Source organism: Brucella tritici (assembly GCF_902825325.1).
Lineage (GTDB): Bacteria > Pseudomonadota > Alphaproteobacteria > Rhizobiales > Rhizobiaceae > Brucella.
Window position 1 is genome coordinate 146,845 of record NZ_CADEAR010000009.1, and the last position, 23,046, is coordinate 169,890.

The following is a 23,046-nucleotide window of genomic DNA, read 5'->3' on the forward strand; positions in this document are numbered from 1 at the left end:
AATAAGCGCGGCCTATTCTTTTTGTTCAGGCTTTTACTATTTGCGGATTTCACCAAGCTGCTTTTGTACCGCATCAATGACATCGTCGCCGATCTGGGACTTGTACTTGGCATAGATCGGCTGGGATTTCTCGAGCATGCGGGCATGCTCTTCCGGCGAGAGTGTGTTTACCTCCAGACCCGCTTCCTTGATCTTCTCGAGCGACTTCTGGTTCAGTTCGCGAATGACCTTGCGTTCAACGTCCCGGCCGACAACTGCACATTCACGCAAGGCAGCTTGTTCTTCCGGTGAATATGTGTCGAAGATCGGCTTGGAATACAGGAACAGAAACGGTGTATAGGCATGTTTCGTTTCTGTGATGTACTTCTGCACTTCGAAGAATTTTGACGTATCGATTGTGACGTAAGGGTTTTCCTGTGCGTCGATAGCTTTTGTTTCCAGCGCCGAGAAAATTTCACCGAAAGCCATTGGCGTCGCGTTGGCACCGAAATTCTGGAATGTGTCGAGGAAGATGTTGTTCTGCATCACGCGGACTTTCATGCCGCTGAAATCTTCCCACTTATTAACTGGATGCTTTGAATTCGAAAGGTTTCGAAAGCCGTTTTCCCAATAAGCAAGATTGACGAGCCCGACAGCAGCAAGCTTTTCGTCCATCATCTTGCCGAAGGGGCCGTCGACGACGGCATCTGCCTCTTCATCGTTGGCAAAGAGAAATGGCAGGTCGAAAACGCCAAGCGCGGGAACGATTCCGACGAGTGGTGATGACGATGTGACGACGCCTTCCTGTACACCGGAACGCAGTGCCTGCGTTGCCTGCAAATCGCCTCCCAATGCTCCACCCCAGAACGCGGTTATCTTCATCTTGCCGCCGGATTTTTCAGCAAGACATTCATTCATGGCCTTGATGCCGTTACCGACAGGATGATCCTCGTTAATGCCGTTCGAAACGCGGATATTGCGATCTTGAAATTCGGCGAATGCAGGTACAATTAGCGCTCCCGCCATGAGGGCGGTCGTTGCCAGCATAATCAGTTTTTTCATAGAACTCTCCTCCCAGAGTTGATGTTAAACTTAATGAAGCCAGTTCATGGGCACCAGAACAAGATTTGGAAACAGAACCAGCAGGAACAAGACAATGACCTGCGAAATCAGGAACGGATTGACGCCGGCGACCACTTTTCCAAGCGGTACCTTTGATACGCCGCTGACTACATTCAGCACCACGCCAACAGGCGGCGTGATAAGTCCGATACTGTTATTCATGATGAACAAAACACCGAAATAGGCCGGGTCGATACCTGCTTGTTTGACAATCGGCATCAGGACTGGTGTCAGGATCAGGATTGTCGGCGTAAGGTCCAGCGCCGTTCCGACCACGAGCACCAGGATCATGATCGCAAACATCAGCAGTTTGGGGCTGTCAATCAGCGGAGCGATATAGCCGCTGATTTCCGCCGGAATGTTTGCTGCTGTTATCAGCCATGACGAAACCAGCGCCGAGGCGACAAGAAACATAATGACTGAGGTCGTTTTTGCGGCCCGTAGAAAGACGCCGTAAAGATCGACAAATCTGAGTTCGCGATAGATGAACATGCCAACAAAGAGGGCATAGGCTGCGGCTACCACGGCTGCTTCTGTTGGCGTCATGACACCCATTCGAATGCCGCCAAGAATGATGATCGGCATACCGAGCGCCCATAGTGCGCGCGCGGTCGCTTGTAGCCGATCTTTACCGGATTGCTTCGGAAGTACTTTTAGATTGTCTTTTCTGACAACAATCTGCCAGGTGAAGAGAAGGGCAATACCCATCATCAGGCCCGGCACGATGCCTGCCATGAAAAGCTGCGTTATGGATACATTTGCAGCGACACCGAATACGATCATTGCCATGGATGGCGGAATGACCGGTGCGATGATGCCGCCGGCAGCCATCAGTCCGGCTGAGCGCGGGATGTTATAGCCTGCTTTCGCCATCATAGGGACGAGGATGGTTGCAAGCGCCGCGGTGTCAGCCGCAGCCGAGCCTGATACGCTGGCCATGATGATGGCCGCAAGAATGGCAACGACCCCGAGGCCGCCGCGAATATGACCGACACAAGCTATGGCGAAATCAATGATGCGGCGGGACAAGCCGCCGGAATTCATCAGTTCACCGGCCAGAATGAAGAAAGGGATTGCCAGAAGGGTGAAGGAGTCGACCCCGGCAATCATATTTTGCGCGATGATCTGCGTATTGAACATCCCCATGTACAACATGAGAACGACACCGCAGAACATAAGCGAGAAGGCAATCGGAACACCAATGGCCATAGCGCTGAGGAGCGAGCCGACAAATACCACAAGCGTCATGTCGTCTACTCCATCAGATGGTCGAGCGAATGTTCGCCCGCAAAGGTGGCAATTTCCTCATCGGTCAGACGACCGGTAACGGCACGAAGGAAACGTTCAGCTGCAATGATGAACATTGCGCCGCCGGTAAATAATCCGACGCCGTAGACCCAGATCATCGAGAGCCCGGTGACGGGTGCGACCATGCTGGCGTTGATGTCGAATTGCTTCCATGTGCCCCAGAAGAAAATGCCCGAGCATAACAAGACGATTAGATAGCTGATTGCCATGCATGTAATGCGGCCCTGTCGCCCAAAACGGGCAACCAGTGACTCAATACCTAGATGGCTGTTCTCTCTAAACGTGAGAACTGCGCCGAGAAATGCTACCCAAACGAAGAAATAACGTGAAAGTTCTTCTGATACGGTCAGTCCGGAATTTGCGGCGTAGCGCAAAATCACGTTGACGAAGACCATGATTGCCATGCCGGCAAGGAGAAAGACGAGAAGTGCACCAAGTATCTTGTAGAAGAAGTCTATGGCTTTCGTCATCTGTCCGCCCTCAGACTTTATCGAGCAGATCGCGGGCCTGCAGGTTCTGTACCAAGGCTCTGATGCCGAAAGTCCATTCAGGACATTTGTCGGTCCGGTCGACCCAGTTGACGAGGCGACCGAGCTTGGGAGTTGATATCTCCACACGGTCGCCGACTTCGTGCGTGAAACCTTGTCCGGCGCCGCGACGGTCCTTGACGGGCGCGAACATTGTACCGAGGAACAATACCGCGCCATCCGGATATTGATGATTGCGGTTCATCATCTGCGATGCGAGGTTTTCGGGATCTCGGCTAATCGCTTCCATCGGGCTTTCGCCGGTCATCTCGAAGCCGTCAGCTCCGTGGACTGTCAGCGACAGCTTCAGCTTGCGTAATACATCCATGGTGAATTCGCCATCAAACAGGCGAATGAAGGGACCGATAGCACAGGAAGCATTGTTATCCTTGGCTTTGCCAAGCAGGAGAGCTGAACGTCCTTCGACGTCCCTGAGATTGACGTCGTTCCCCAGAGTTGCACCGACGATGCGTCCGTCTGAAGCGACGACCAGTACGACTTCAGGTTCGGGATTGTTCCATTGTGAAATCGGCAGAATACCAACGGTCGCGCCGCAGCCAACCGCAGACATAGGCTGAGATTTGGTGAAAATTTCCGCATCAGGGCCAATGCCCACCTCAAGATATTGGGACCAGAGCCCCATTTCCTGCAGGAGTGCTTTAACGCCCGCCGCTTTCTCTGACCCCGCCACGACACCCCGCAAATTGTCGCCGATGACGGGGGCGAGACGTTCGCGAATTTCGCGGGCGCGGGAAGGGTCACCTTTTGCCTGTTCTTCGATCACACGTTCAAGCATGCTGTCAGCAAAGGTGACGCCTGCCGCTTTGATGGATTGCAAATCGATAGGAGCAAGTAACTCTCCGCGTTCACCGGAAAGAAAATCGTCCACAGAGCCGAGATTCGGAAAGCTTTCTGTAGCTTTCAATTCGTTTATTAGTGAACTGCGCTCCAGAAGGCCTGAAACTGTAGCGGACAAGCTGGATAGATCGTACACATGACCGTTTTTCACCAATACTGGACAGGGGCCGTTTTCGGCCTTTGACCACACACGGCCGATCAAAACCGCTGAATGGCTGTCGTCAGGCAAAATTGTCGTTGCTTTCAATTCACGCTTGTCTTGCACAGATACCTCCCAATGCATGACCGTTTCCCACAGGCCATATGTTGTCAGGATGTCTGACAACAATAGTTCTATTGTTATTAGCAGTCTGGAGTTGAGTCCAGCCTTCAGTCCGTGCCCATCTCAAAAATTAGATCGATCTGTTTTTCTGCGACTGACCGAGTAGGCTTTGTCCATTTCTGGATTAAGTTCCATACCGAGCCCGGAGCCGGGTGGCACGGTAATCATACCGTTCTTTACTTCGGGCAAAGCCGTAACCAGATCGCGATACCAGGTCTTGTAGAATGCGCGAACGCTTTCTTGAATAAGTGCGTTCGGTGCATTCAGTGACAGGTGCGTCGAAGCACAGAGGACGACTGGCCCGGTACAGTCATGTGGTGCGACCGGTAGATGCCAGGCTTCTGCCATAGCCGCGATCTTACGCGCTTCTGACAGGCCACCGCACCAGCTCAAATCGAGCATGACAACGCCGGCAACGCCCGTTTCGAGCAGATCGCGAAACGCCCAGCGGCTCCCTAAAGTCTCCGAGGCACAGATTGGCGCAATGCTTGCTTCCGCATAACGTTTCAGGCTGCCAAGACTGTCCATCTTGATCGGGTCTTCATGCCAGAAGGTCTTGAAAGGCGTGAGTTCACGGGCGATCTGCATAGCGGGCAAGAGCTGCCACATTGAATGGAATTCAACCATAATATCCATGCGGTCACCGACAGCCGCACGGATTTTCTCGAAAGGCTGCAATGCGGCCTTCAGATCAGGTTGAGAAATATACTGCCCGCGTGTTTTCTCTGCGGCCATGTCGAACGGCCAAATTTTCATTGCCGTTATGCCTTCGTCCAGCAATGAGAGCGCGAGTTCATCGGCACGGTGCAGGAAGCCATTAAGATCGTCATAACTGGCACCTGCACCAGCAAGACCATAATTGGCGGATTGCTGGCCGGTTGCCTTCTTGATGTATTCCGTTCCGGCACACGTATTATACGTGCGGATGGATTGACGGCTGAAGCCGCCGAGAAGTTGAGCAATCGGGAGGTTGGCAGCCTTGCCATATAGATCCCACAGAGCGATATCGAAGGCAGAGTTACCCCGCACTTCCGCTCCGGTTGAACGGAAACCAAGATATCCCACAAGGTCAGAGGCTAGCAGATCGATCTGCAGCGGATCGCGACCGAGAACGCGCGGCGCAACATATTCGTGCAGATAAGCTTCAACGGTTTCGGACATGAAAAAGGTTTCACCCAGTCCGGTAATTCCTTCGTCCGTATGAACTTCCACCCACAACAGGTTTGGCCGTTCAGCAATGCGAATGGTCTCGATTGCGGTGATCTTCATTGCACCTCCCAAATGCAATTGGATTGCCTGCGTGCTAGCTCTTGTGGCTTTGGTTAAGCTTTTCGAGATGAAGGAGCAGGGCGCTATGATCTTTCTCACCGCCGCCGTCTTCCACAAAAGCGGCGAAGGCTTCGCGTACAGTCTCGGTCAACGGCAAGCTTAACGACAGGTCGCCCGCAGTCTTGAGGATCGAATTGAGGTCTTTTAGCTGAATGCGCGATGTGCCGCCCGGTTCGAAATTACGGTCGATCATCCGCTTGCCGTGCAGTTCGAGAATGCGGCTTTCACAGAAACCGCCGCGGATAGCATCCCGGAATGCAGTGCGCGACCCGCCGCCCTTTTCGACCAAAACCATTGCCTCTGCAATCGCTCCGATGGTAACGGCAACAATCTGCTGATTGGCAAGTTTTGCGAGCTGACCGGCACCTGACGGGCCGACGCGGGTGAGGCGTCCCATTGGTTTGAACACATCGGCTAGGTCGGAGATGATCATTTCGTCTCCTCCGGCCATGATGGCAAGTGTGCCTTCCTGGGCACCTATCACGCCACCGGAAACTGGGGCATCGATATGATTGACGCCAATTGCTTCCAGACGCTTGGCATGTGCGCGTGCGAAGTCTGGTGAAATTGAACTCATGTCAATGACGGCACTGCCTTTTTTCAAGGCGTCAGCAGTTCCTTGGTTGAAAAGAACGTCGCGTACTGCCGGACCATCGGTCAACATCGTGATGACTACATCGGCATTCTCTACCGCTTCGGCGGCGGTTTGAGCGAGTGTGGCACCTTGTTCAGCAAGAGGGGTCGACTTGGCGCTGTTTCGGTTCCAGACTGTTACATCAAAGCCCGCGTCCAGAAGCCGACTGGCCATTGGTGAGCCCATCAGGCCGGTTCCAAGAAAAGCGATCTTGCGTATCAAAGCTTACCTCCCATTTCATCTTCGATGTAAACGCGAATGATCTCATCAAAGGATGTTTCTGCGGTGAAGCCAAGGGCCTGTGCGCGTTTTGCCTCGAAACCAGGCGCCCAGCCTGCAACCATACGCATGATCATTTCATCTGGTTCGCGTCGGATCAAACCGACGGCTTTTTCCCCGGCAATACGGCGCAAAGCCTCAATTTGTTCGCCTACAGTTGCACTGAGACCGGGCATGGAAAGATTGCGACGTGCTCCAACCGCTTCCGTATCGATGGTAGCTCCATGGATCAGAAAGCCGACCGCTGATCGCGGCGAGGCATGCCAATGCCGGACATCTTCCGGAACAGGCAAGACAGCTTCCTGCCCGGAGAGTGGTTCGCGTAGGATGTTGGAGAAAAAGCCGGATGCGGCCTTGTTCGGTTTGCCAGGTCGTATGCAGATCGTTGGCAGGCGAATCCCGATACCGTCAAAGAAGCCGCGACGGGTGTAGTCTGACAACAAAAGTTCGCTGATTGCCTTCTGCGTACCGTAACTTGTCAACGGGGTCGTGTGAAATTCATCGGGGATCGGGTAGGGGAGAGGGGCGCCAAAAACGGCAATGGACGATGTGAAAACCACGCGGGGTTTATAGCGATCGGCAATGTGAGCAAGCCTGATTGCATCGAACAGATGCCGGGTGCCGTCCAGATTGATTCGATATCCTTTATCGAAATCGCTCTCCGCTTCACCTGACACGATTGCCGCTAGGTGAAAGATGACGTCAGGGCGTCCTGAAACGATCTTCTGAGCGGTTTCCGTGGTGGATATATCTGCGGCCAGAACATCAACCGATCCCACAAAGCCGATCGGAGGTTCTGCAGCTATGATATCGATAAGGGTAAGCTTTTCAATGGGTTTTCCCCTGATGTGACCATCGTTTGAAAGGCGCTGCGTTAACATGCGCCCGACCATACCCGCAGCGCCGATGATTGCGATATGCATTTGGAAAACTTCCTCCCTGCCTTGCAGCCACCCCTATTCGAAAACCCGGCGTTGGCTGCCATTACGACACTTATCCAGTCTCCCACCAGATTTGTGTTGTAGGGTTGTCTGATAACCTTATATGTAGGCGTTGAAAACAGTTTTCTCCGTCTTGCCACAGGAATGAAACGGAAAAGCCTGTTGCGTTCCCAAAGCTGTCGTACATCCACGGCAGCCGATTGCGCATCAACCAGGTCTATGAACAAGAGGATATTATGTACGGTTTGGGGGACATGACCGGAGACAAGCAGACTGATCTCGTTACCCTTTTGGGTGATGATCTGGTTATGACCGCGCGAAGCGATATGCTCCGCTATTGTCGGGACTGGCCGGGGGATGTGGAGAATATAGCAGTTGCTGTGATCCGCCCGCGCTCGACAGAGGACGTTTCCGCCGTGGTTAAAGCTTGCGCTTCACTGGGATTGTCCATCATTCCGCAGGGCGGAAATACTGGTCTTGTGCAGGGCGGTGTACCGGATGGTCAAGATAATCTTGTTGTTCTAAGCCTTGAGCGAATGAACCGTATTCGTAAGGTCGATCCGGATGATTTTTCAGCGGTTGTTGATGCCGGCTGCATTCTCTCCGAACTGAAAGACAAACTGGCAGCCGAAGGGATGTTTTTTCCATTAGCCCTCGGCGCACAGGGAAGCTGCCGCATCGGGGGAAATGTCAGCACCAATGCCGGTGGCATCAATGTGTTGCGGTACGGCATGACACGCGAGTTGGTCCTGGGGTTGGAGGTCGTCTTGCCTGATGGCACGATATTCAACGGTCTTTCAACGTTGCGGAAAGACAATCGCGGCATTGATCTGAAACAGCTTTTCATCGGTGCTGAAGGCATTATGGGAGTGGTAACCGGCGTCGCAATCAAACTGACGCCTTTGCCGGACGAGGTGGAAATCGCACTGGTAGGGCTCAATTCGCTCACTGACGCTATTGCGCTTTATCGGCGTGCGCGCGTGCAGTGCTGTGATCTGATGTCCGCTTTCGAATTCATGCCGCCGGTGGCTTTTACCTTGGCGCAAGAGGCGATGCCGGATCTTGCCATGCCGCTTGGACAATATCCTGCCTACGTCTTGATGGAGATTTCAGGCTCTGGGCTGGTCGATATAGCGTCCTTGATGGAACAGTTTCTTGCCGGCGCAATGGAAGATGGTCTCGTTCTGGACGGAACCATCGCGTCATCTCGTGCGCAAGGTCAAAATCTCTGGATGTTCCGCGAGGCGATGAACGAAGGGCAGGCGCTGCGTGGCAAACACCTCCGCACTGACATATCGGTCCCGCTGTCAAAACTGGCGTCGTTCGTCACTGAAGCTGAAACCGAACTGGCTGAGGTTCTTCCGGATTGTCTTGCTGTTTCTTACGGGCATGTGGGTGACGGTAATGTGCACCTCAACGTTATCCCTGAAAGCGGTCTCGATGTTGCGGCGGTAGACAAGAGGATCAAGCTTGCAAAGGAAACGATCAATGGTGTTCTCGATCGTTATGCTGGCAGCATCAGCGCCGAGCACGGCATCGGCCGCCTGAAGCGGGAAGATTTCGAGAAGCGTATTGACCCCGCACGGCGAAAACTGCTTGAAGGCCTCAAGCAAGTCTTCGATCCGGGCAATATCATGAATCCGGGCTGCCAGCTTTCGCTTGACTCTTCGAGAGGCTGACGACACACCACTTGCACGGGTAATCAGGGAGGATTTATCATTTTGTTTGGTGAAATCAGGCGTAATGAGCAGCTTCCCGGACGCATCGCTTCCGAAATTACGCGGCAGATCAGTGAAGGTAGCCTTCTGCCGGGACAAAAGCTGCCGACAGAACATAATCTCGCACAAAGCTTCGGTGTCAGTCGCTCAGTTGTACGTGAAGCGATTGCTCAGTTGCGCAATGAAGGCTTGGTTGAAACTCGACAGGGAGTAGGTGCTTTCGTAACGGAGCCCGATAAACGCCATGCCATCCGAATAGAACCTGAAACACTTGCCAATCGCGATAGTTTCCGAAGCCTGTTCCAGTTGCGAATGGCGTTGGAGATAGAAGCTGCAGGGCTCGCCGCAGTGCATCATGACGAACACGACATGATGCAACTTAACGAAGCACTCGCGGAAATGAGCGGTTCGAAAAAATGGACAGATACCGGTATAGCTGCTGATCTCGCATTTCACCGCGCACTCGCTTCTGCAACACATAATGAGTATTTTCCGTTGGTTCTCGGTTTCATTGCCGAGAGGATCAATCAGGCAATCAATGCGGCGCGTGCACGAGCAGTGCTTGAGCAAATTGTCGAAATCACAATCGATGAGCACACCGCAATCAGGGATGCCATCCATTCACGTGATCCGTTGCGAGCGCGCGAAGTGATGCGCCACCACATTGTGCAGGCGGCAAGCCGCGTGGGTCTCAAGCTGGAAACTTTCTGATGGCTTCTTCTTTTGAACTTTTCAGTCTGGAGGGGCGCATAGCCCTGATTACCGGTTCCAGCCAGGGCATCGGTTTTGCATTGGCGCGAGGGCTTGCAGAACATGGCGCAACGGTAATCATCAATGGTCGTGATCGGACCAAGGTGGATGCGGCAGTCACGCTATTGGAAAAAGAGGGGCATACGATCTTTGCATCCGCATTTGATGTGACGGATGCCGAAGAAGTTCGCGCGGCCATCGATGGGATTGAAGAGGACGTCGGGGCGCTCGATATTCTGGTCAATAATGCCGGGATGCAGTATCGCGCCCCGCTCGAAGATTATCCGATCGAGAAATGGCAACAGCTTCTGGAAACCAATATTTCCAGCGCTTTTTATGCCGGACAGGCCGCAGCACACCATATGATCGCGCGAGGACGTGGCAAGATAATCAACATTGCTTCGGTTCAAAGTGAACTAGCGCGGCCTTCCATCGCGCCCTATACAGCGACAAAAGGGGCAATCCGTAACCTGACACGCGGCATGGCCACTGATTGGGCCCGATATGGTTTGCAGATCAATGCGATTGCTCCCGGCTATTTCAAGACGCCACTGAATCAGGCATTGGTTGATAATCCCGAATTTACGGCATGGCTGGAAAAAAGAACGCCGGCGGGCCGTTGGGGCGATGTGGAAGAGTTGGTCGGCGCTGCGGTATTCCTGAGCGGCGATGCCTCCTCTTTCGTAAATGGACAGGTTCTGCACGTCGATGGCGGCATGACCGCTAGTGTATGAGGAACTGATGCTGCGTATTATCGTTATGGGTGTTTCGGGTTCCGGAAAATCGACCGTGGGTGAGAAGATTGCCGACGCGCTGGCTCTCCCATTTCTTGAAGGCGATTCCCTGCATCCAAAGTCCAATGTCGATAAAATGTCAGCGGGCATACCTTTGCAGGATGAGGATCGCTGGCCCTGGCTCGACAAAATCGGTGAACGTCTAGCGGCCTCGACCGATGGAATTGTCATTTCTTGCTCCGCACTAAAGAAGAGCTATCGTGATCGTCTTCGCTCTGCGGCAGGAGCGCCGGTGCTGTTTGTCTTTCTGGACGGCAGTTTTGAAGTATTGCACGAGCACATGGGACACCGCACCGGCCATTTTATGCCGGTGACAATGCTGGAAAGCCAGATCGCTACGCTCGAAAGCCCAGTTGGGGAACCGCTAGTGTTCCGCGCAGATATTGCCGAAACCGTGGAAAAGATTGTTTTCGACAGTCTCGAATGGATACGCTCAGTTCAGCCCTAGAACTATTTAAGGGGCCAAAAGAACATCAATGTGGGAACCGTCACAATCGCGATAATGATTGATAGCGGTAATCCCAGACGTGGATAATCACTGAATTTATAACCACCTGGCCCCATGACCAGCGTATTGCATTGATGGCCAATCGGCGTGAGGAAGTCACATCCCGCACCGATAGCAACTGCCATCAGAAAGGCCTCCGGCTTAAAGCCGAGTCCAGAAGCAAAACTTGTTGCTATGGGAGCCATGACGAGCACAGTTGCGGCATTGTTGAGAAATGGTGTCACCATCATTGCCGCCACAAGGATGAGCGCCAATGCACCTGCTGGCGGCAATTGATGACCGATTGTGGCGAGTCCTTCTGCTATGAGATCCGTGCCGCCGGTTGTTCTCAGCGCATCCGAAACAGGGATAAGTGCAGCAAGCATGACCAGAATTGGGCCATCAATTTCATCATAGACCTCGTTGAGAGGGATCACTTTGAATAACGGCATAGCGACGGCAGCGGCAAAGAAAGCGATCGCCACTGGCACAAGACTTAAAGCGGTTGCCCCGATGGCAGCAATCAGAATAGCGAGCGGGATCAATCCGCGTCTAACGCTACCGAGCATCAGTTTGCGACGGGCAAGCGGCAGCAATTCGAACTCCGGCAGGAAGGTAGATAGATTTGCTTGTCTGCCTTGCAACACGATCACATCGCCGAAGCGCAGAATGACCTCACTGAGACGTTCTGTAATGCGTTCACCTGGTCTGCTGACTGCCAGCAAGTTGAGGTCATAGCGCGCGAATAGGGCAAGTCGCTGGGCCGTCAGTCCAATGAGGCGCGAGTTCTTTCCTATAACAGCTTCCACGACCTCGATGTCGGTGGAGCCGCTAGTCTCGGAGGGATTTCGGTTTTCGGATAATGTGAGTTTTCCGGCGCTTATGATCGCATCGAGCGCCTTTGGATCTCCTTCGAGAAGGACGACATCTCCTTCGGTCAGCATCGTGTCGGGAAGCGGCGTCAATCGCTGATCGTTGCGTATGATGGAAGTCACCATCGCTTCGCCTTCGGCGGCCTTGATGAGATCGGTCACGCGCTTGCCGGTCATCGTCGAAGCTTTGGTGATGCGTGCTTCAGAGGCGTAATTCTTGATCTTGATTGCCTCGTCCAGCGATACGTTTTCGCGAGTGCGTTGTGGAACGAGCCAATAAAAAAGCGTGAGATAGATGAGCCCTACCGCTGACAGCACGGCACCGACGGGGGTGAAGTCAAACATGGTGAATGGTTCGCCGACCATCTCGCCACGTATACGAGAAACGACGATATTCGGCGAAGTACCTACTTGGGTCATCAAACCGCCGAGCAGTGCACCGAATGCCATGGGCATGAGAAAGGTCGATGGAGAAACGTTGGACCGGCGCGCAAACTGAAAAGCGACTGGGATCATGATTGCCAGCGCACCGACGTTCTTCACAAAGGCGGAAAGAACGGTAACGACTGCTACCAGAACGACGAGCTGTAGTCTGACGCTGTTCATTTCTGGCAAGAACCGTTGGACTGCCGCTTGCATGAGACCTGAACGTGCGACGCCTGCGCTCACCACCAAGGCACTGCCAACAATGATGACAATATCATCGCTGAAACCTGAGAAAGCCTGATCGAAGGGGACGACCCCAACAGCTATAGCCAGGAGGAGCGCACAGAGTGCAACGACATCATAGCGGAATTTGCCCCAGATAAACGCCCCCATCATGAGTATGATTACTGCGAAGGAGAGTATCTGCTGATGCGTCATCTATCGGAATTTCCTCACCGGCGGAAAAATATTCCACCTCTGTGTAGCCGATAAATTCTAAAACAGAAATCGATTATTATAGCGGGTTGCGTCCTTTTGAAGGACGCAACCCGCTATAATGTCAATTATTTAAGCGCTGACCGTCACTGCCGAAAACATGCACATTTCCTGCGAGTGCACCAACTCTGACCGTTTCGTCAATATTATGTGTCGATCGTCCAGCAACGCGGAAAATAAGCGGCTTGCCATCCGGCAAGGCAGCATGGATGTAGCTTTCTGCACCGACAAGTTCGACAGCCTCAATACGGACGGTCGTGTTGAAACCGTCAGCATCTGCCTCCCCGTCTTCCAGGATGCGGATATCTTCTGGACGAACGCCGATGGTGAAATTCCCGGCAGGTGCTTTCACAGCGCTACCGGTTTTCCAGCCAGTGGATTCTCCGCTTTGCAGCAGGTTCATCGACGGTGAGCCGATAAATGTTGCAACGAATGTGGATGCTGGCTTTTCATAAAGTTCAATCGGCGTGCCGACCTGTTCGATGTGGCCAGCATTTAGCACGACGAGGCGGTCAGCCATGGTCATGGCCTCCATCTGGTCATGGGTGACATAAACGCTCGTAGTGCCGAGCGAACGCTGCAGACGCTTGATTTCAACACGCATCTGAACGCGTAATTTTGCGTCCAGGTTAGAAAGCGGTTCATCGAAGAGGAACGCTGCTGGTTCACGTACAATGGCGCGCCCCATGGCGACACGTTGGCGTTGGCCACCAGAAAGTTGACGCGGCTTGCGCTCAAGAAATTGTTCAATTTCGAGTGCCTTAGCAGCCTTCGCTATGCGACGTTCAATTTCGTCTTTTGGCGTTTTGCGGTTTTTCAAGCCGTAAGCAAGATTTTCGCGAACCGTCATATGCGGGTAGAGCGCATAATTCTGGAACACCATGGCGATATCGCGTTCAGCAGGTTCAACATCATTGACCACCCGGTCGCCAATAGAGATGGTGCCGGATGTAATACCCTCAAGACCAGCTATCATACGCAGGAGTGTGGATTTACCGCAGCCCGATGGGCCTACCAGTACTACAAATTCGCCGTCGTTGATCTCTAGCGATACGCCTTTGATGACTTCGACATTGCCGCCATAGCTCTTGCGGACGTTATCAAGAACGATTTTGCTCATTACTTTTCCGTTTCAACGAGACCTTTGACGAACCAGCGCTGCATCAGCACCACAACGAGGATCGGTGGGATGATGGCCAGAATGGCTGTTACCATGACGTAATTCCACGGCGTGGACGCATCGGCCCAGTCAACCATGCGGCGCAAGCCGATGATGATCGTGTTCATCTTGGCGTCATTAGTAACAAGCAGCGGCCACAGATACTGGGTCCATCCATAAATGAAGAGGATGACGAAAAGTGCTGCAATATTCGTCTTCGAAAGGGGAAGCAGGATATCCCGCATGAAACGAAATGGTCCCGCATTGTCGATACGCGCTGCTTCAACCAGTTCACCGGGAATGGTGAGGAAAAACTGACGGAACAGGAAAGTCGCGGTCGCAGACGCCATCAGCGGTAGCGTAAGCCCGGCATAGGTATCGATCAAACCGAGATCCACAATCACCTTGTAGGTCGGCAGGATACGAACCTCTACCGGCAGCATCAAGGTTATGAAGATCATCCAGAAGAAAAACATACGTAGCGGAAAGCGAAAAAACACAATCGCGAAGGCCGACATGAACGAGATGATGATCTTGCCGACGGCGATGGCCATGGCGACCACAAACGAGTTCCAGAGAAGCCGCTCGAGACTGACGCCGACAACGCGTTCCACGCCACCGAAGATGGCCTCGCCGTAGTTTTCTACGAAATGGTCGCCTGGCAACAACGAAATCGGCGGGCGAATGATCTGTGTCGAAGTCATCGTCGAAGCGACGAAGGTATAGTAGATCGGAAAGGCGACGATAATAATGCCTACGATCAGGATGAGGTGGCCGATCAGGTTTGAGACTGGGCGTTTTTCTATCATTGTCGCCTCACTCACGAATAATGTACGCGCTTCTCGACGAAGCGGAACTGGAAGGCGGTCAAGGCAATAACGATTGCCATCAAAATGACGGACTGTGCCGAAGAGGAACCTAGGTTCAAGTTGACGAAGCCATCATTGTAAACTTTGTAGACCAGCGTTTCGGTGGCTCTGGCTGGTCCCCCGCCAGTCACGGCATGGATGATGCCGAATGTGTCGAAGAAGGCGTAGACAGTGTTCACGACCAGCAGGAAGAATGAAGTCGGTGCAAGAAGCGGAAATACAATAGACCAGAATCGTCGCGATCCTCGCGCGCCATCGATGGCGGCTGCTTCGATCAACGATTTAGGAATTGCCTGTAACCCTGCAACAAAGAACAGGAAGTTATAAGAAATTTGCTTCCATGCAGCTGCCACGACGACTAGGCCCATGGCCTGATTGCCATCAAGCAGCGGGTCCCATGCGATGCCATTACGGCGCAAAATATAGGCAAAGGTGCCCATCGCCGGGTTGAACATGAAGAGCCACAACATGCCTGCGACGGCGGGAGCCACAGCATAAGGCCAGATCAGGAGCGTACGATAAAACGTCTTGCCGCGGATAACGCGATCTGCCGCCGTTGCAAGTAATAGTGCTGCACCCATCGCAAGCAGTGCGGTCAGGACATTGAAGACAATCGTTACTCTGAACGAGTGTAGATAGTTGGGGTCGGCCAGAACGGTTGTGAAGTTGGCCAGTCCCACAAAGGTAGACTTCAATCCGAATGCGTCTTCACGCATGAAGGACTGATAAATTGCCTGACTGGCTGGCCAGAAGAAAAACACCACTGTCAGAACGATCTGTGGGGCCAGCAGGAAATAGGGCAAGATTTTATTCGGAAAGGTAACTTTCTGCACGGGGAGCGTCCTCGTGGGTAACAAGGCCGCCTGCCACAGAGACAGGCGGCGTTGTGTCAATGTGATCGATTACTGAGCTGCGGCAATCGCGTCGTTAGCGCGCTTGACGCCGTTTTCGAGCGCCGTTTTCGCATCCTGCTTGCCGCCGAGCATGGCTTCGAATTCTTCGTTCAGAATATCGCGAACCTGCGGCAGGTTGATGAGGCGAACACCCTTTGAATTTTCGGTCGGTGCCTTGCCCATCATCTGGAGGATAGGTGTCTCACGGCCCGGATTTTTTTCATAGAAATCCGACTTTTTGGTTTCTTCGTAAGCAGCCAGTGTTACGGGTAGATAGCCGGACTTTTCGTGCAGCTTGACCTGGATTTTGGTCTGCGAAAGGAAGTTGAAGAATTCTGCAACACCCTTGTACTGTTCGTCGCTGAGACCGGCGAAGACCCAGAGGGCCGCACCGCCAGGGATCGTGTTCTGCGGGCCGTGACCTTCATAATAAGGCAGCTGGCCGATACCGTAATTGATGCCGGACTTTACGACATCTCCGAGGCCGCCGGAGGATTCGGTCAACATTGCGCATTCACCGGAGGTGAAAAGCTGCTTGGCTTCCGATGTGCGGCCGCCATAGCGGAACGTGCCGTCTTTCGCGAGATCGGCAATCGACTGGAAGTGCTGGATGTAAAGCGGTGAATTGATTTCAAGCTTTACATCGGTTCCACCAAGGCCGTTTTCATTGGTGCCATAAGGGACGTTGTTCCAGGCAGCGAAGTTTTCGGTCTGAATCCAGGTCAGCCATGTGGAGGTGAAACCGCAGGGTGCTCCGCCGCTAGACTTGATCTTCTTGGCAGCTTCGAAAACTTCCGGCCAGGTCTTTGGCGGATTGTTTTCATCAAGGCCAGCCTTCTTGAAAGCGTCCTTGTTGTAATAAAGGATTGGCGACGAGGAATTGTACGGGAAAGACAGCATGGTGCCATCCGGCTTCGAATAGTAAGCGACGATGCCGGGCAGATATTGCGACTTGTCGAACTTGAAGCCGCCCTTTTCCAAAACTTCAGCAGCAGGAACCACAGCACCTTCAGCAGCCATCATGACACCGCTGCCAGCATCGAAGACCTGAAGGATTGCAGGCGGCTGCTTGGAACGAAACGCGGCGATGCCGGCATTCAACGTTTCGGGGTAGGTTCCCTTATAGACGGGAACGATTTTGTATTCGCTCTGGCTTTCGTTGAACTCTTTCGAAAGCTCATTGACCATTTCGTTGTTGGCACCGGTCATGCCGTGCCACCATGCCAGTTCCGTCTGGGCGAATGCCTGCGAACCGATGGTGAGGGCGAGGGCGCTCGTCAGCGCCGAAGTCGTAAACAGACGGATAAGCATGTTTCCTCCTCGAGTGTGAGATTGCGTGAACATTCGAGCTCCTTGGTGAGGGTCTCAAAGTTCCGACATCTGCGATATATTCGTTGCACTTATATGAATGCAATTTTTGCCAAAGGATCAACCTTCGATTCTCCCAATGGCAGAATAAATACGAAAACGATAGCATTCGAAATGAAAAAAAACGAAAGGCAAGTGATAATCGTGGGGAGAACGTGCGTATAATTGAGGAGTTGGGAAAGTTGCCCTATGCCATTCTCATATGATGATTGCAGGTTTGCTGGCCGGCGGATTGACCAACGCCGCAGAGTGAATTGATATATGCCTTTCGAATCTGGCCGACGGTTTTATTGAGTTTTGCCTTCAATCGGATCGGACATTACCCAACTTGCTGACAGGTGAACTTATGCCGAGTGACGATCGCAGGAAAAGTCGCGTTACGCTTCTGGATGTGGCACGCCACGCCAGTGTATCACGTGCAACAGCTTCCCTCGTCATCCGCAAAAGCCCGTTGGTGGGAGCGGCGACGCGCGAAAAGGTGGAAAAAGCCCTAAAGGAGTTGGGCTATGTCTACAACATGGGAGCCGCTAGTCTCCGGGTAGAGCGATCGAATACGGTTGGCGTCATCGTGCCTACCCTCGGCAATCCATTTTACGGCGAATTGCTTTCGGGAATAGACAGTGTTGTGGGTGAAGCGGGGCTGGTCGTCCTTCTGGCAAACAGTCACGAGAACTTCGCTAACCAAAGTATTCTCATGCAGCGCATGCGTGAGCACGGCGTTGATGGCGTAATCATGTCGCCGACTGCAGAAACAGCACCGGAATTCATCGAACAAATCGCTGACTGGGGCTTGCCTGTGGTGCAGGTGCTGCGCCATGTGACTGATCGAATTGACTATGCAGGCGTTGATTACGCAGGCGGTATGCGACAGGCGGTCAATCATCTTGCCAGGCTTGGGCACAGAACAATCGCATTTGCTGTACATGGCCCGATTCATTCAGCATATCGCGAGCGTGTCGAAGGTTTTCGTGATGCGATGCAACGACAAGGTCTTGATGCAGGGATGATTGTTCGTTTTCCGCATACAATGCCGGAAATTGCCAAAGCTGCTCCGATACTCTTTCAGGAAGGCCGCGAGCCGACGGCGGCGATCTGCTTCAATGATGTGATTGCGCTGGGCCTTTCTGCGGGACTTTATGATTGCAGGAGAAAAGTCGGTGAGGACTTCTCACTGATAGGCTTCGATGACGTAAGCGATGCGGAAGCGACGCGTCCGCGCTTGAGTTCTGTATCAACTCGACCTGTTACAGTGGGCCAGAATGCCGCTAGATTGCTTCTGTCCCGTTTGGCAAGCCCAAAAACCGAAGCGCAACGTATTGTTAGTGAAACATATCTGCAGGTAAGGCAGTCCTGCGGACCGGTAAAAGCGTCTGTCATCTAATCCGAATTAATGATTGACGACTGAGGTCAAACACATTTAGATCGATCTAAATTTATTGCCGTCGGGAGGAAAAGTCGGCATAATTCGTGTACCGGGAGGTTCAGCATTGTATAATTTCAACTTCGCGCCCGTTTTCGCGTCGATGGATAAGCTGCTTGTCGGCGCATGGCAGACAATTGAGCTTTCCTGCGCCGCTATGGTGCTCGGCCTCATAGTCTCGATTGTCTGCGCGGTCGGCAAGACTTCCGGACCAAAGCCGGTGCGCTTCATTATCGATGCTTACATCGAAATTATCCGCAATACGCCGTTTCTGGTGCAGATTTTTTTCATCTTTTTTGGGTTGCCTTCCGCTGGTTTGCGATTGTCGCCCAACAGCGCAGCGCTGCTTGCGCTGGTGGTGAATTTTGGTGCCTACGGCACGGAGATTATTCGCGCAGGTATTGAATCCATTCATAAAGGTCAGGTGGAAGCGGGAACGGCACTTGGCCTCTCCAAACTGCAGGTCTTTCGCTATGTCATCATGAAACCGGCTTTGCGAACGGTTTATCCGTCACTGACCAGCCAATTCATCTATCTGATGCTGACTTCGAGTGTTGTCTCTGTGATCTCCGCCAACGAGCTTGCGGCCGCCGGTAACGATCTCCAGTCGGCAACCTTTGCGAGCTTCGAGGTCTATATCGTTATCACGCTCATGTACCTTGTCATGTCCATCGGTTTCTCGGCCATTTTTGCGCTGATCGAGAAGGTGGCATTCAAATATCCGTTGAGCCGATAGGAGCAGGCTATGATAAGACCTTTCGGTTGGAACGAATTCCTCATTATCGTCTATGCAGCGCAATGGACTATCGCTCTTTCTGCTATTGCTTTTGTCGGTGGCGGAATCGGTGGATTGCTTGTCGCGCTGATGCGCGTCTCTGACGCTCGGGTTCCACGTTACATCGCACTCGGCTTCATACGGCTGTTTCAGGGGACGCCGCTTCTCATGCAGCTATTCCTGGTGTTTTTCGGCCTGAATATTTTTGGTCTGGGCATCAATCCGTGGATTGCAGCGACGATTGCGCTGACATTGCACGCCAGTGCTTTTCTTGGAGAGATTTGGCGTGGTTGTATTGATGCAGTGCCGCCCGGCCAACGTGAAGCGGCTACGGCGCTGGGGCTGCGCTACTATAATCGTATGCGCTACGTGATCCTGCCACAAGCCGCGCGCATTTCTGTCGCGCCGACAGTGGGCTTTCTCGTGCAGCTCATCAAGGGCACGTCGCTTGCCGCTATCATTGGCTTTACGGAACTGACACGACAGGGGCAGATCATCAACAACGCAACATTCAGCCCATTCATGGTGTTCGGTACTGTGGCGGCTGTTTATTTTGTCCTTTGCTGGCCGCTATCTATTTTGGCGCGCCGTATGGAAATGAGGTTTTCTCGCGCTACAGCTCGGTAATTTGGGGGGCTTGGGAAAGACAAACGGCACTTCCGACTGAATGTGGCACGATACTGCGTCAGCGAATGTGCCGAGAGATAATGAAACGATGCCGGTGAGGAGACCGGCTATTAATAGGGAAGGAATAAGCATGACTATCACCAGACGTTTGGCAATGGCCTTGATTGGTGCGGGCGCTCTCGCAACGGTGTTGGCACCGACAGCTTTTGCGCAGACCGTTGACGGCATCAAGTCTGCTGGCAAAATCAAGATCGGTATGCTGGTCGATTTTCCGCCATTCGGCATCATGAATACCAGCAACGAACCGGATGGTTACGATGCCGATGTTGCGAAGTTGCTGGCTAAGGAACTAGGCGTTGAAGCTCAAATCGTTCCGGTTACCGGTCCAAACCGTATTCCATATCTGCAGAGCGGACAGGTCGATGTTTTGGTTGCTTCACTCGGTATTACTGAGGAACGTGCAAAGAGCGTTGATTTCTCGCAACCCTATGCGGGAATTTCGATCGGAGTGTTTGGACCCAAAGATATTGCTGTTGCAAAGCCGGAGGATCTTTCCGGTAAAACCATCGGCGTAGCGCGCGCGTCCACACAGGACACGGCAGTAACCAAGGTAGCACCGCAGGACGCAAACATTCGTCGCTTTGACGATGATGCCAGCGCAGTGCAGGCCCTGCTCTCGGGGCAGGTTGAGCTTATTGGTCTTTCTAATGTTGTAGCAGCTGAGATCGAAAAGGCTGCTCCAGGCCGCTATGAGCAGAAAATTCAGCTCAGTCAGCAGGTGCAAGGCATCGCAGTTCGCAAAGGTTCGACTGAAATGCTCGATTTCGTCAATAAGTTTATCGAGAAGGCGAAGAGCGACGGCGAGCTGAACAAGATCCATGAGAAGTGGCTCGGTACGCCTCTGCCAGATTTTGTTTCTCAGGCAAAGTAAGCTCTCGAATTTTGTCATGCCCGCCGAATGGACGGGCATGACGACCCAGTCCACGAAAGTGAGTTTCTCAACATGAACCAGACGGCTCAGGGAAAAGCGAACCGGCTTCCGCAGGATGTTTCCGATCCTGCAGTACTCATGCAGGGTGTGAATAAGTGGTATGGCACTTACCATGCTCTCAGGGATATTGATCTGAATGTCGCTCGCGGCGAGCGCATTGTGATTTGCGGTCCGTCTGGCTCGGGAAAGTCGACCCTTATCCGCTGCATCAATCAGCTGGAGACCATTCAGGAGGGCCGCATCATTGTTGACGGCCATGATCTGACGGCGGGTGGAAAGAATGTGGATATTGTCCGACAGGAAACCGGCATGGTTTTCCAGCAGTTCAATCTCTTTCCGCATATGACGGTTCTTGAGAATTGCACTTTGGCTCCGATGAAAGTGCGTGGTGTTTCCAAGTCTGAAGCCGAAAAGACAGCACGCAAATATCTGGAGCGTGTTCGCATTCCTGAACAGGCGAATAAATATCCGGCACAGCTATCCGGCGGTCAGCAACAGCGTGTGGCGATTGCACGTGCACTCTGCATGAATCCCAAGATCATGCTTTTCGATGAACCGACTTCGGCACTTGATCCTGAAATGGTCAAGGAAGTTCTCGACACCATGATCGATCTCGCCAAGGAAGGTATGACCATGCTCTGCGTTACCCATGAAATGGGCTTCGCGCGACAGGTGGCAGACCGTGTCATCTTCATGGATCAAGGGCAAATTCTTGAGATGGCGGAACCGGAGGAATTCTTTGGTAATCCGAAGCATGAGCGCACGAAGGCATTTATTGGTCAGATTTCCTGATCATCTCCAATAGTTTAGTAATGGAGTTTGAAGTGACGAACGAAGTTCTGCTCATAGAACCGATGATGCCGCTGATCGAAGAACGATTGGATGCAACATACAAGGTTCTCCGCCTGTACAAGCCGGAAGACAAGGCGGCCATTGATACGAGCCTCGGCACAATTCGTGCCGTTGTTACCGGCGGTGGAACGGGGCTTTCCAACGAATGGATGGAGCGTCTGCCATCGCTTGGCCTGATCGCCATCAACGGTGTCGGGACAGACAAGGTCGATCTTGACTTCGCGCGGGATCGGAATGTGCATGTCAGCACCACACCGGGTGTCCTGACCGATGATGTTGCCGATACGGGAATTGCCCTCATGCTGGCCGTTATGCGCCATGTTGTTACGGGCGACCGGTTTGTGCGGGAAGGCAAATGGGCGCGTCGTGAAGGGTTTCCTCTCGGCGTTAGTCCTAAAGGCAAGCGGGTTGGCGTTCTAGGGCTCGGCCAGATCGGAAAATCCTTTGCGCGACGTGCGGAAGCGTTCGGCATGGAAGTGCATTATTGGAATCGCTCGCCTGTCGCTGGCACAAACTGGATTGCGCATGCGACGCCGATGGAACTTGCGCAGCAGAGCGACGTGCTCGCGGTTTGCGTCGCTGCCAACCCATCGACGGCCAATATCGTCAACGCTGATGTTCTCGCAGCGCTTGGAAGTAAAGGCTTTCTAGTTAATGTGGCCCGAGGCAGTGTGGTCGATGAGGATGCGCTTCTAGCTGCTTTGAATAGCGGAACCATCGCTGGTGCCGGTCTTGATGTTTTTGTCAACGAGCCGACGATCAGGGAGGCCTTTCTGACCGCGCCAAATACGGTGCTGATGCCGCATCAGGGTAGTGCAACGGTAGAAACACGTGTCGGAATGGGCGAACTGGTACTCGCCAATCTTGCCGCGTATTTTTCCGGCGACGTCCCGCCTACCAAGGTAAACTGAGTTACTTCGATGATTGTCAGACAGGCCTTTTTTGAAGGTACTATTCATGCTGGGCGCGAGGATGCGTTCAAAGCTTATGTTGCCGATACTCTCATGCCGATGTGGCTCGCTTTTCCGGGTATCAGGGAAGTTCGTGTTCTTTACGCTGTCGAACGTGACGAAGGGGCGCCAGACTACCCGATGGTGCTTTGGACGATGTATGACAGTAGGGAGGCTTTGACGGAAGCGCTTGCTTCACCTGTTCGATATGAAAGTCGAGAGGCCACGAAGGGCCTCTTGGAAATGTTCGATGGTCATATCCATCATCACGTTTTCGATCTCACCCTTGAGGGGTGAGATC

Annotated in this window: 23 protein-coding genes; 11 read left to right on the forward strand and 12 right to left on the reverse strand. The window is 52.9% G+C overall.

What is annotated here, in order from left to right; translation table 11 throughout:
* Positions 1 to 36: 36 nt before the first annotated feature.
* The 7 genes from HWX93_RS14785 to denD form a co-directional block, all read right to left on the reverse strand.
* On the reverse strand, positions 37 to 1,041 hold the full coding sequence (locus tag HWX93_RS14785; RefSeq protein WP_176037770.1) for a TRAP transporter substrate-binding protein: 1,005 nt from the start codon (positions 1,039 to 1,041) through the stop codon (positions 37 to 39).
* Positions 1,042 to 1,071: 30 nt separating this feature from the next.
* Entirely contained in the window at positions 1,072 to 2,349 is a 1,278-nt protein-coding gene (locus HWX93_RS14790; RefSeq protein WP_109986502.1) for a TRAP transporter large permease, read from the reverse strand.
* A gap of 5 nt (positions 2,350 to 2,354) precedes the next feature.
* A complete protein-coding gene (locus tag HWX93_RS14795; protein ID WP_176037771.1) occupies positions 2,355 to 2,879 on the reverse strand; it encodes a TRAP transporter small permease in 525 nt (174 codons plus the stop codon).
* A 10-nt stretch (positions 2,880 to 2,889) separates the two neighbouring features.
* Positions 2,890 to 4,059: a fumarylacetoacetate hydrolase family protein gene (locus HWX93_RS14800; protein ID WP_176037772.1), complete on the reverse strand. Its 1,170-nt coding sequence runs from the start codon at positions 4,057 to 4,059 to the stop codon at positions 2,890 to 2,892.
* 120 nt (positions 4,060 to 4,179) lie between these two features.
* Positions 4,180 to 5,385 carry a mandelate racemase/muconate lactonizing enzyme family protein gene (locus HWX93_RS14805; protein ID WP_176037773.1) on the reverse strand — a complete coding sequence of 402 codons (1,206 nt, stop codon included), beginning with the start codon at positions 5,383 to 5,385 and terminating at the stop codon, positions 4,180 to 4,182.
* A 34-nt stretch (positions 5,386 to 5,419) separates the two neighbouring features.
* Positions 5,420 to 6,301: an NAD(P)-dependent oxidoreductase gene (locus tag HWX93_RS14810; RefSeq protein ID WP_176037774.1), complete on the reverse strand. Its 882-nt coding sequence runs from the start codon at positions 6,299 to 6,301 to the stop codon at positions 5,420 to 5,422.
* Positions 6,298 to 7,281: a D-erythronate dehydrogenase gene (denD, locus tag HWX93_RS14815; protein WP_176037775.1), complete on the reverse strand. Its 984-nt coding sequence runs from the start codon at positions 7,279 to 7,281 to the stop codon at positions 6,298 to 6,300. Before denD ends, HWX93_RS14810 begins: the two co-directional genes overlap by 4 nt.
* Before the next feature lie 254 nt (positions 7,282 to 7,535).
* Here denD and HWX93_RS14820 point away from each other — a divergent pair, with 254 nt between their 5' ends.
* Genes HWX93_RS14820 through HWX93_RS14835 form a run of 4 tightly spaced genes read left to right on the forward strand, consistent with a single transcriptional unit; the run spans position 7,536 to position 11,009 of the window.
* A complete protein-coding gene (locus tag HWX93_RS14820; RefSeq protein WP_176037776.1) occupies positions 7,536 to 8,978 on the forward strand; it encodes an FAD-binding oxidoreductase in 1,443 nt (480 codons plus the stop codon).
* A 42-nt stretch (positions 8,979 to 9,020) separates the two neighbouring features.
* Positions 9,021 to 9,728 (forward strand): FadR/GntR family transcriptional regulator, encoded by a 708-nt coding sequence (locus tag HWX93_RS14825; RefSeq protein WP_109986508.1) that lies wholly within the window; start codon positions 9,021 to 9,023, stop codon positions 9,726 to 9,728.
* On the forward strand, positions 9,728 to 10,501 hold the full coding sequence (locus tag HWX93_RS14830; RefSeq protein WP_176037777.1) for an SDR family oxidoreductase: 774 nt from the start codon (positions 9,728 to 9,730) through the stop codon (positions 10,499 to 10,501). The genes HWX93_RS14825 and HWX93_RS14830 overlap by 1 nt, the downstream gene beginning before the upstream one ends.
* Before the next feature lie 7 nt (positions 10,502 to 10,508).
* Positions 10,509 to 11,009, forward strand: coding sequence for a gluconokinase (locus HWX93_RS14835; protein WP_176037778.1), 501 nt, complete (start codon positions 10,509 to 10,511; stop codon positions 11,007 to 11,009).
* A 2-nt stretch (positions 11,010 to 11,011) separates the two neighbouring features.
* On the opposite strand, the gene HWX93_RS14840 is transcribed toward HWX93_RS14835, so the two are convergent.
* The 5 genes from HWX93_RS14840 to ugpB form a co-directional block, all read right to left on the reverse strand.
* Positions 11,012 to 12,784 carry an SLC13 family permease gene (locus tag HWX93_RS14840; RefSeq protein WP_176037779.1) on the reverse strand — a complete coding sequence of 591 codons (1,773 nt, stop codon included), beginning with the start codon at positions 12,782 to 12,784 and terminating at the stop codon, positions 11,012 to 11,014.
* Positions 12,785 to 12,905: 121 nt separating this feature from the next.
* Positions 12,906 to 13,961 (reverse strand): sn-glycerol-3-phosphate import ATP-binding protein UgpC, encoded by a 1,056-nt coding sequence (locus HWX93_RS14845; protein ID WP_176037780.1) that lies wholly within the window; start codon positions 13,959 to 13,961, stop codon positions 12,906 to 12,908.
* On the reverse strand, positions 13,961 to 14,809 hold the full coding sequence (gene ugpE, locus HWX93_RS14850; RefSeq protein WP_061347105.1) for a sn-glycerol-3-phosphate ABC transporter permease UgpE: 849 nt from the start codon (positions 14,807 to 14,809) through the stop codon (positions 13,961 to 13,963). The genes HWX93_RS14845 and ugpE overlap by 1 nt, the downstream gene beginning before the upstream one ends.
* An 11-nt stretch (positions 14,810 to 14,820) precedes the next feature.
* Entirely contained in the window at positions 14,821 to 15,702 is an 882-nt protein-coding gene (gene ugpA / locus HWX93_RS14855; RefSeq protein WP_176037781.1) for a sn-glycerol-3-phosphate ABC transporter permease UgpA, read from the reverse strand.
* Positions 15,703 to 15,771: 69 nt separating this feature from the next.
* Complete coding sequence (ugpB, locus tag HWX93_RS14860) at positions 15,772 to 17,073, reverse strand: sn-glycerol-3-phosphate ABC transporter substrate-binding protein UgpB (RefSeq protein WP_176037782.1); 1,302 nt, start codon at positions 17,071 to 17,073, stop codon at positions 15,772 to 15,774.
* A gap of 403 nt (positions 17,074 to 17,476) precedes the next feature.
* Between ugpB and HWX93_RS14865 the strand changes: the two genes are divergently transcribed.
* The 7 genes from HWX93_RS14865 (at position 17,477) to HWX93_RS14895 (ending at position 23,042) form a co-directional block, all read left to right on the forward strand.
* Complete coding sequence (locus tag HWX93_RS14865; protein WP_109986514.1) at positions 17,477 to 18,511, forward strand: LacI family DNA-binding transcriptional regulator; 1,035 nt, start codon at positions 17,477 to 17,479, stop codon at positions 18,509 to 18,511.
* Between the two features lie 106 nt (positions 18,512 to 18,617).
* On the forward strand, positions 18,618 to 19,286 hold the full coding sequence (locus tag HWX93_RS14870) for an amino acid ABC transporter permease (RefSeq protein WP_176037783.1): 669 nt from the start codon (positions 18,618 to 18,620) through the stop codon (positions 19,284 to 19,286).
* A 9-nt stretch (positions 19,287 to 19,295) separates the two neighbouring features.
* Entirely contained in the window at positions 19,296 to 19,952 is a 657-nt protein-coding gene (locus HWX93_RS14875) for an amino acid ABC transporter permease (protein WP_109986516.1), read from the forward strand.
* 130 nt (positions 19,953 to 20,082) lie between these two features.
* Positions 20,083 to 20,883, forward strand: coding sequence for a transporter substrate-binding domain-containing protein (locus HWX93_RS14880; RefSeq protein ID WP_176037821.1), 801 nt, complete (start codon positions 20,083 to 20,085; stop codon positions 20,881 to 20,883).
* A 72-nt stretch (positions 20,884 to 20,955) separates the two neighbouring features.
* A complete protein-coding gene (locus HWX93_RS14885) occupies positions 20,956 to 21,735 on the forward strand; it encodes an amino acid ABC transporter ATP-binding protein (protein WP_176037784.1) in 780 nt (259 codons plus the stop codon).
* 20 nt (positions 21,736 to 21,755) lie between these two features.
* Positions 21,756 to 22,706 carry a 2-hydroxyacid dehydrogenase gene (locus HWX93_RS14890; RefSeq protein ID WP_176037785.1) on the forward strand — a complete coding sequence of 317 codons (951 nt, stop codon included), beginning with the start codon at positions 21,756 to 21,758 and terminating at the stop codon, positions 22,704 to 22,706.
* 9 nt (positions 22,707 to 22,715) lie between these two features.
* Complete coding sequence (locus HWX93_RS14895; RefSeq protein ID WP_109986518.1) at positions 22,716 to 23,042, forward strand: hypothetical protein; 327 nt, start codon at positions 22,716 to 22,718, stop codon at positions 23,040 to 23,042.
* The last annotated feature ends 4 nt before the right edge of the window (positions 23,043 to 23,046 follow it).

Bases quoted from the DNA above. Each gene is read 5' to 3' on its own strand.
- HWX93_RS14880 (WP_176037821.1), top strand. From the start codon at position 20,083: ATGACTATCACCAGACGTTTGGCAATGGCCTTGATTGGTGCGGGCGCT.
- HWX93_RS14835 (WP_176037778.1), top strand. From the start codon at position 10,509: ATGCTGCGTATTATCGTTATGGGTGTTTCGGGTTCCGGAAAATCGACC.
- HWX93_RS14820 (WP_176037776.1), top strand. From the start codon at position 7,536: ATGTACGGTTTGGGGGACATGACCGGAGACAAGCAGACTGATCTCGTT.
- ugpB (WP_176037782.1), bottom strand. From the start codon at position 17,073: ATGCTTATCCGTCTGTTTACGACTTCGGCGCTGACGAGCGCCCTCGCC.
- HWX93_RS14830 (WP_176037777.1), top strand. From the start codon at position 9,728: ATGGCTTCTTCTTTTGAACTTTTCAGTCTGGAGGGGCGCATAGCCCTG.
- HWX93_RS14785 (WP_176037770.1), bottom strand. From the start codon at position 1,041: ATGAAAAAACTGATTATGCTGGCAACGACCGCCCTCATGGCGGGAGCG.
- HWX93_RS14865 (WP_109986514.1), top strand. From the start codon at position 17,477: ATGCCGAGTGACGATCGCAGGAAAAGTCGCGTTACGCTTCTGGATGTG.
- HWX93_RS14895 (WP_109986518.1), top strand. From the start codon at position 22,716: ATGATTGTCAGACAGGCCTTTTTTGAAGGTACTATTCATGCTGGGCGC.
- HWX93_RS14845 (WP_176037780.1), bottom strand. From the start codon at position 13,961: ATGAGCAAAATCGTTCTTGATAACGTCCGCAAGAGCTATGGCGGCAAT.
- denD (WP_176037775.1), bottom strand. From the start codon at position 7,281: ATGCATATCGCAATCATCGGCGCTGCGGGTATGGTCGGGCGCATGTTA.
- ugpE (WP_061347105.1), bottom strand. From the start codon at position 14,809: ATGATAGAAAAACGCCCAGTCTCAAACCTGATCGGCCACCTCATCCTG.
- HWX93_RS14840 (WP_176037779.1), bottom strand. From the start codon at position 12,784: ATGACGCATCAGCAGATACTCTCCTTCGCAGTAATCATACTCATGATG.
- HWX93_RS14795 (WP_176037771.1), bottom strand. From the start codon at position 2,879: ATGACGAAAGCCATAGACTTCTTCTACAAGATACTTGGTGCACTTCTC.
- HWX93_RS14805 (WP_176037773.1), bottom strand. From the start codon at position 5,385: ATGAAGATCACCGCAATCGAGACCATTCGCATTGCTGAACGGCCAAAC.
- HWX93_RS14875 (WP_109986516.1), top strand. From the start codon at position 19,296: ATGATAAGACCTTTCGGTTGGAACGAATTCCTCATTATCGTCTATGCA.
- HWX93_RS14885 (WP_176037784.1), top strand. From the start codon at position 20,956: ATGAACCAGACGGCTCAGGGAAAAGCGAACCGGCTTCCGCAGGATGTT.
- HWX93_RS14790 (WP_109986502.1), bottom strand. From the start codon at position 2,349: ATGACGCTTGTGGTATTTGTCGGCTCGCTCCTCAGCGCTATGGCCATT.
- HWX93_RS14890 (WP_176037785.1), top strand. From the start codon at position 21,756: ATGGAGTTTGAAGTGACGAACGAAGTTCTGCTCATAGAACCGATGATG.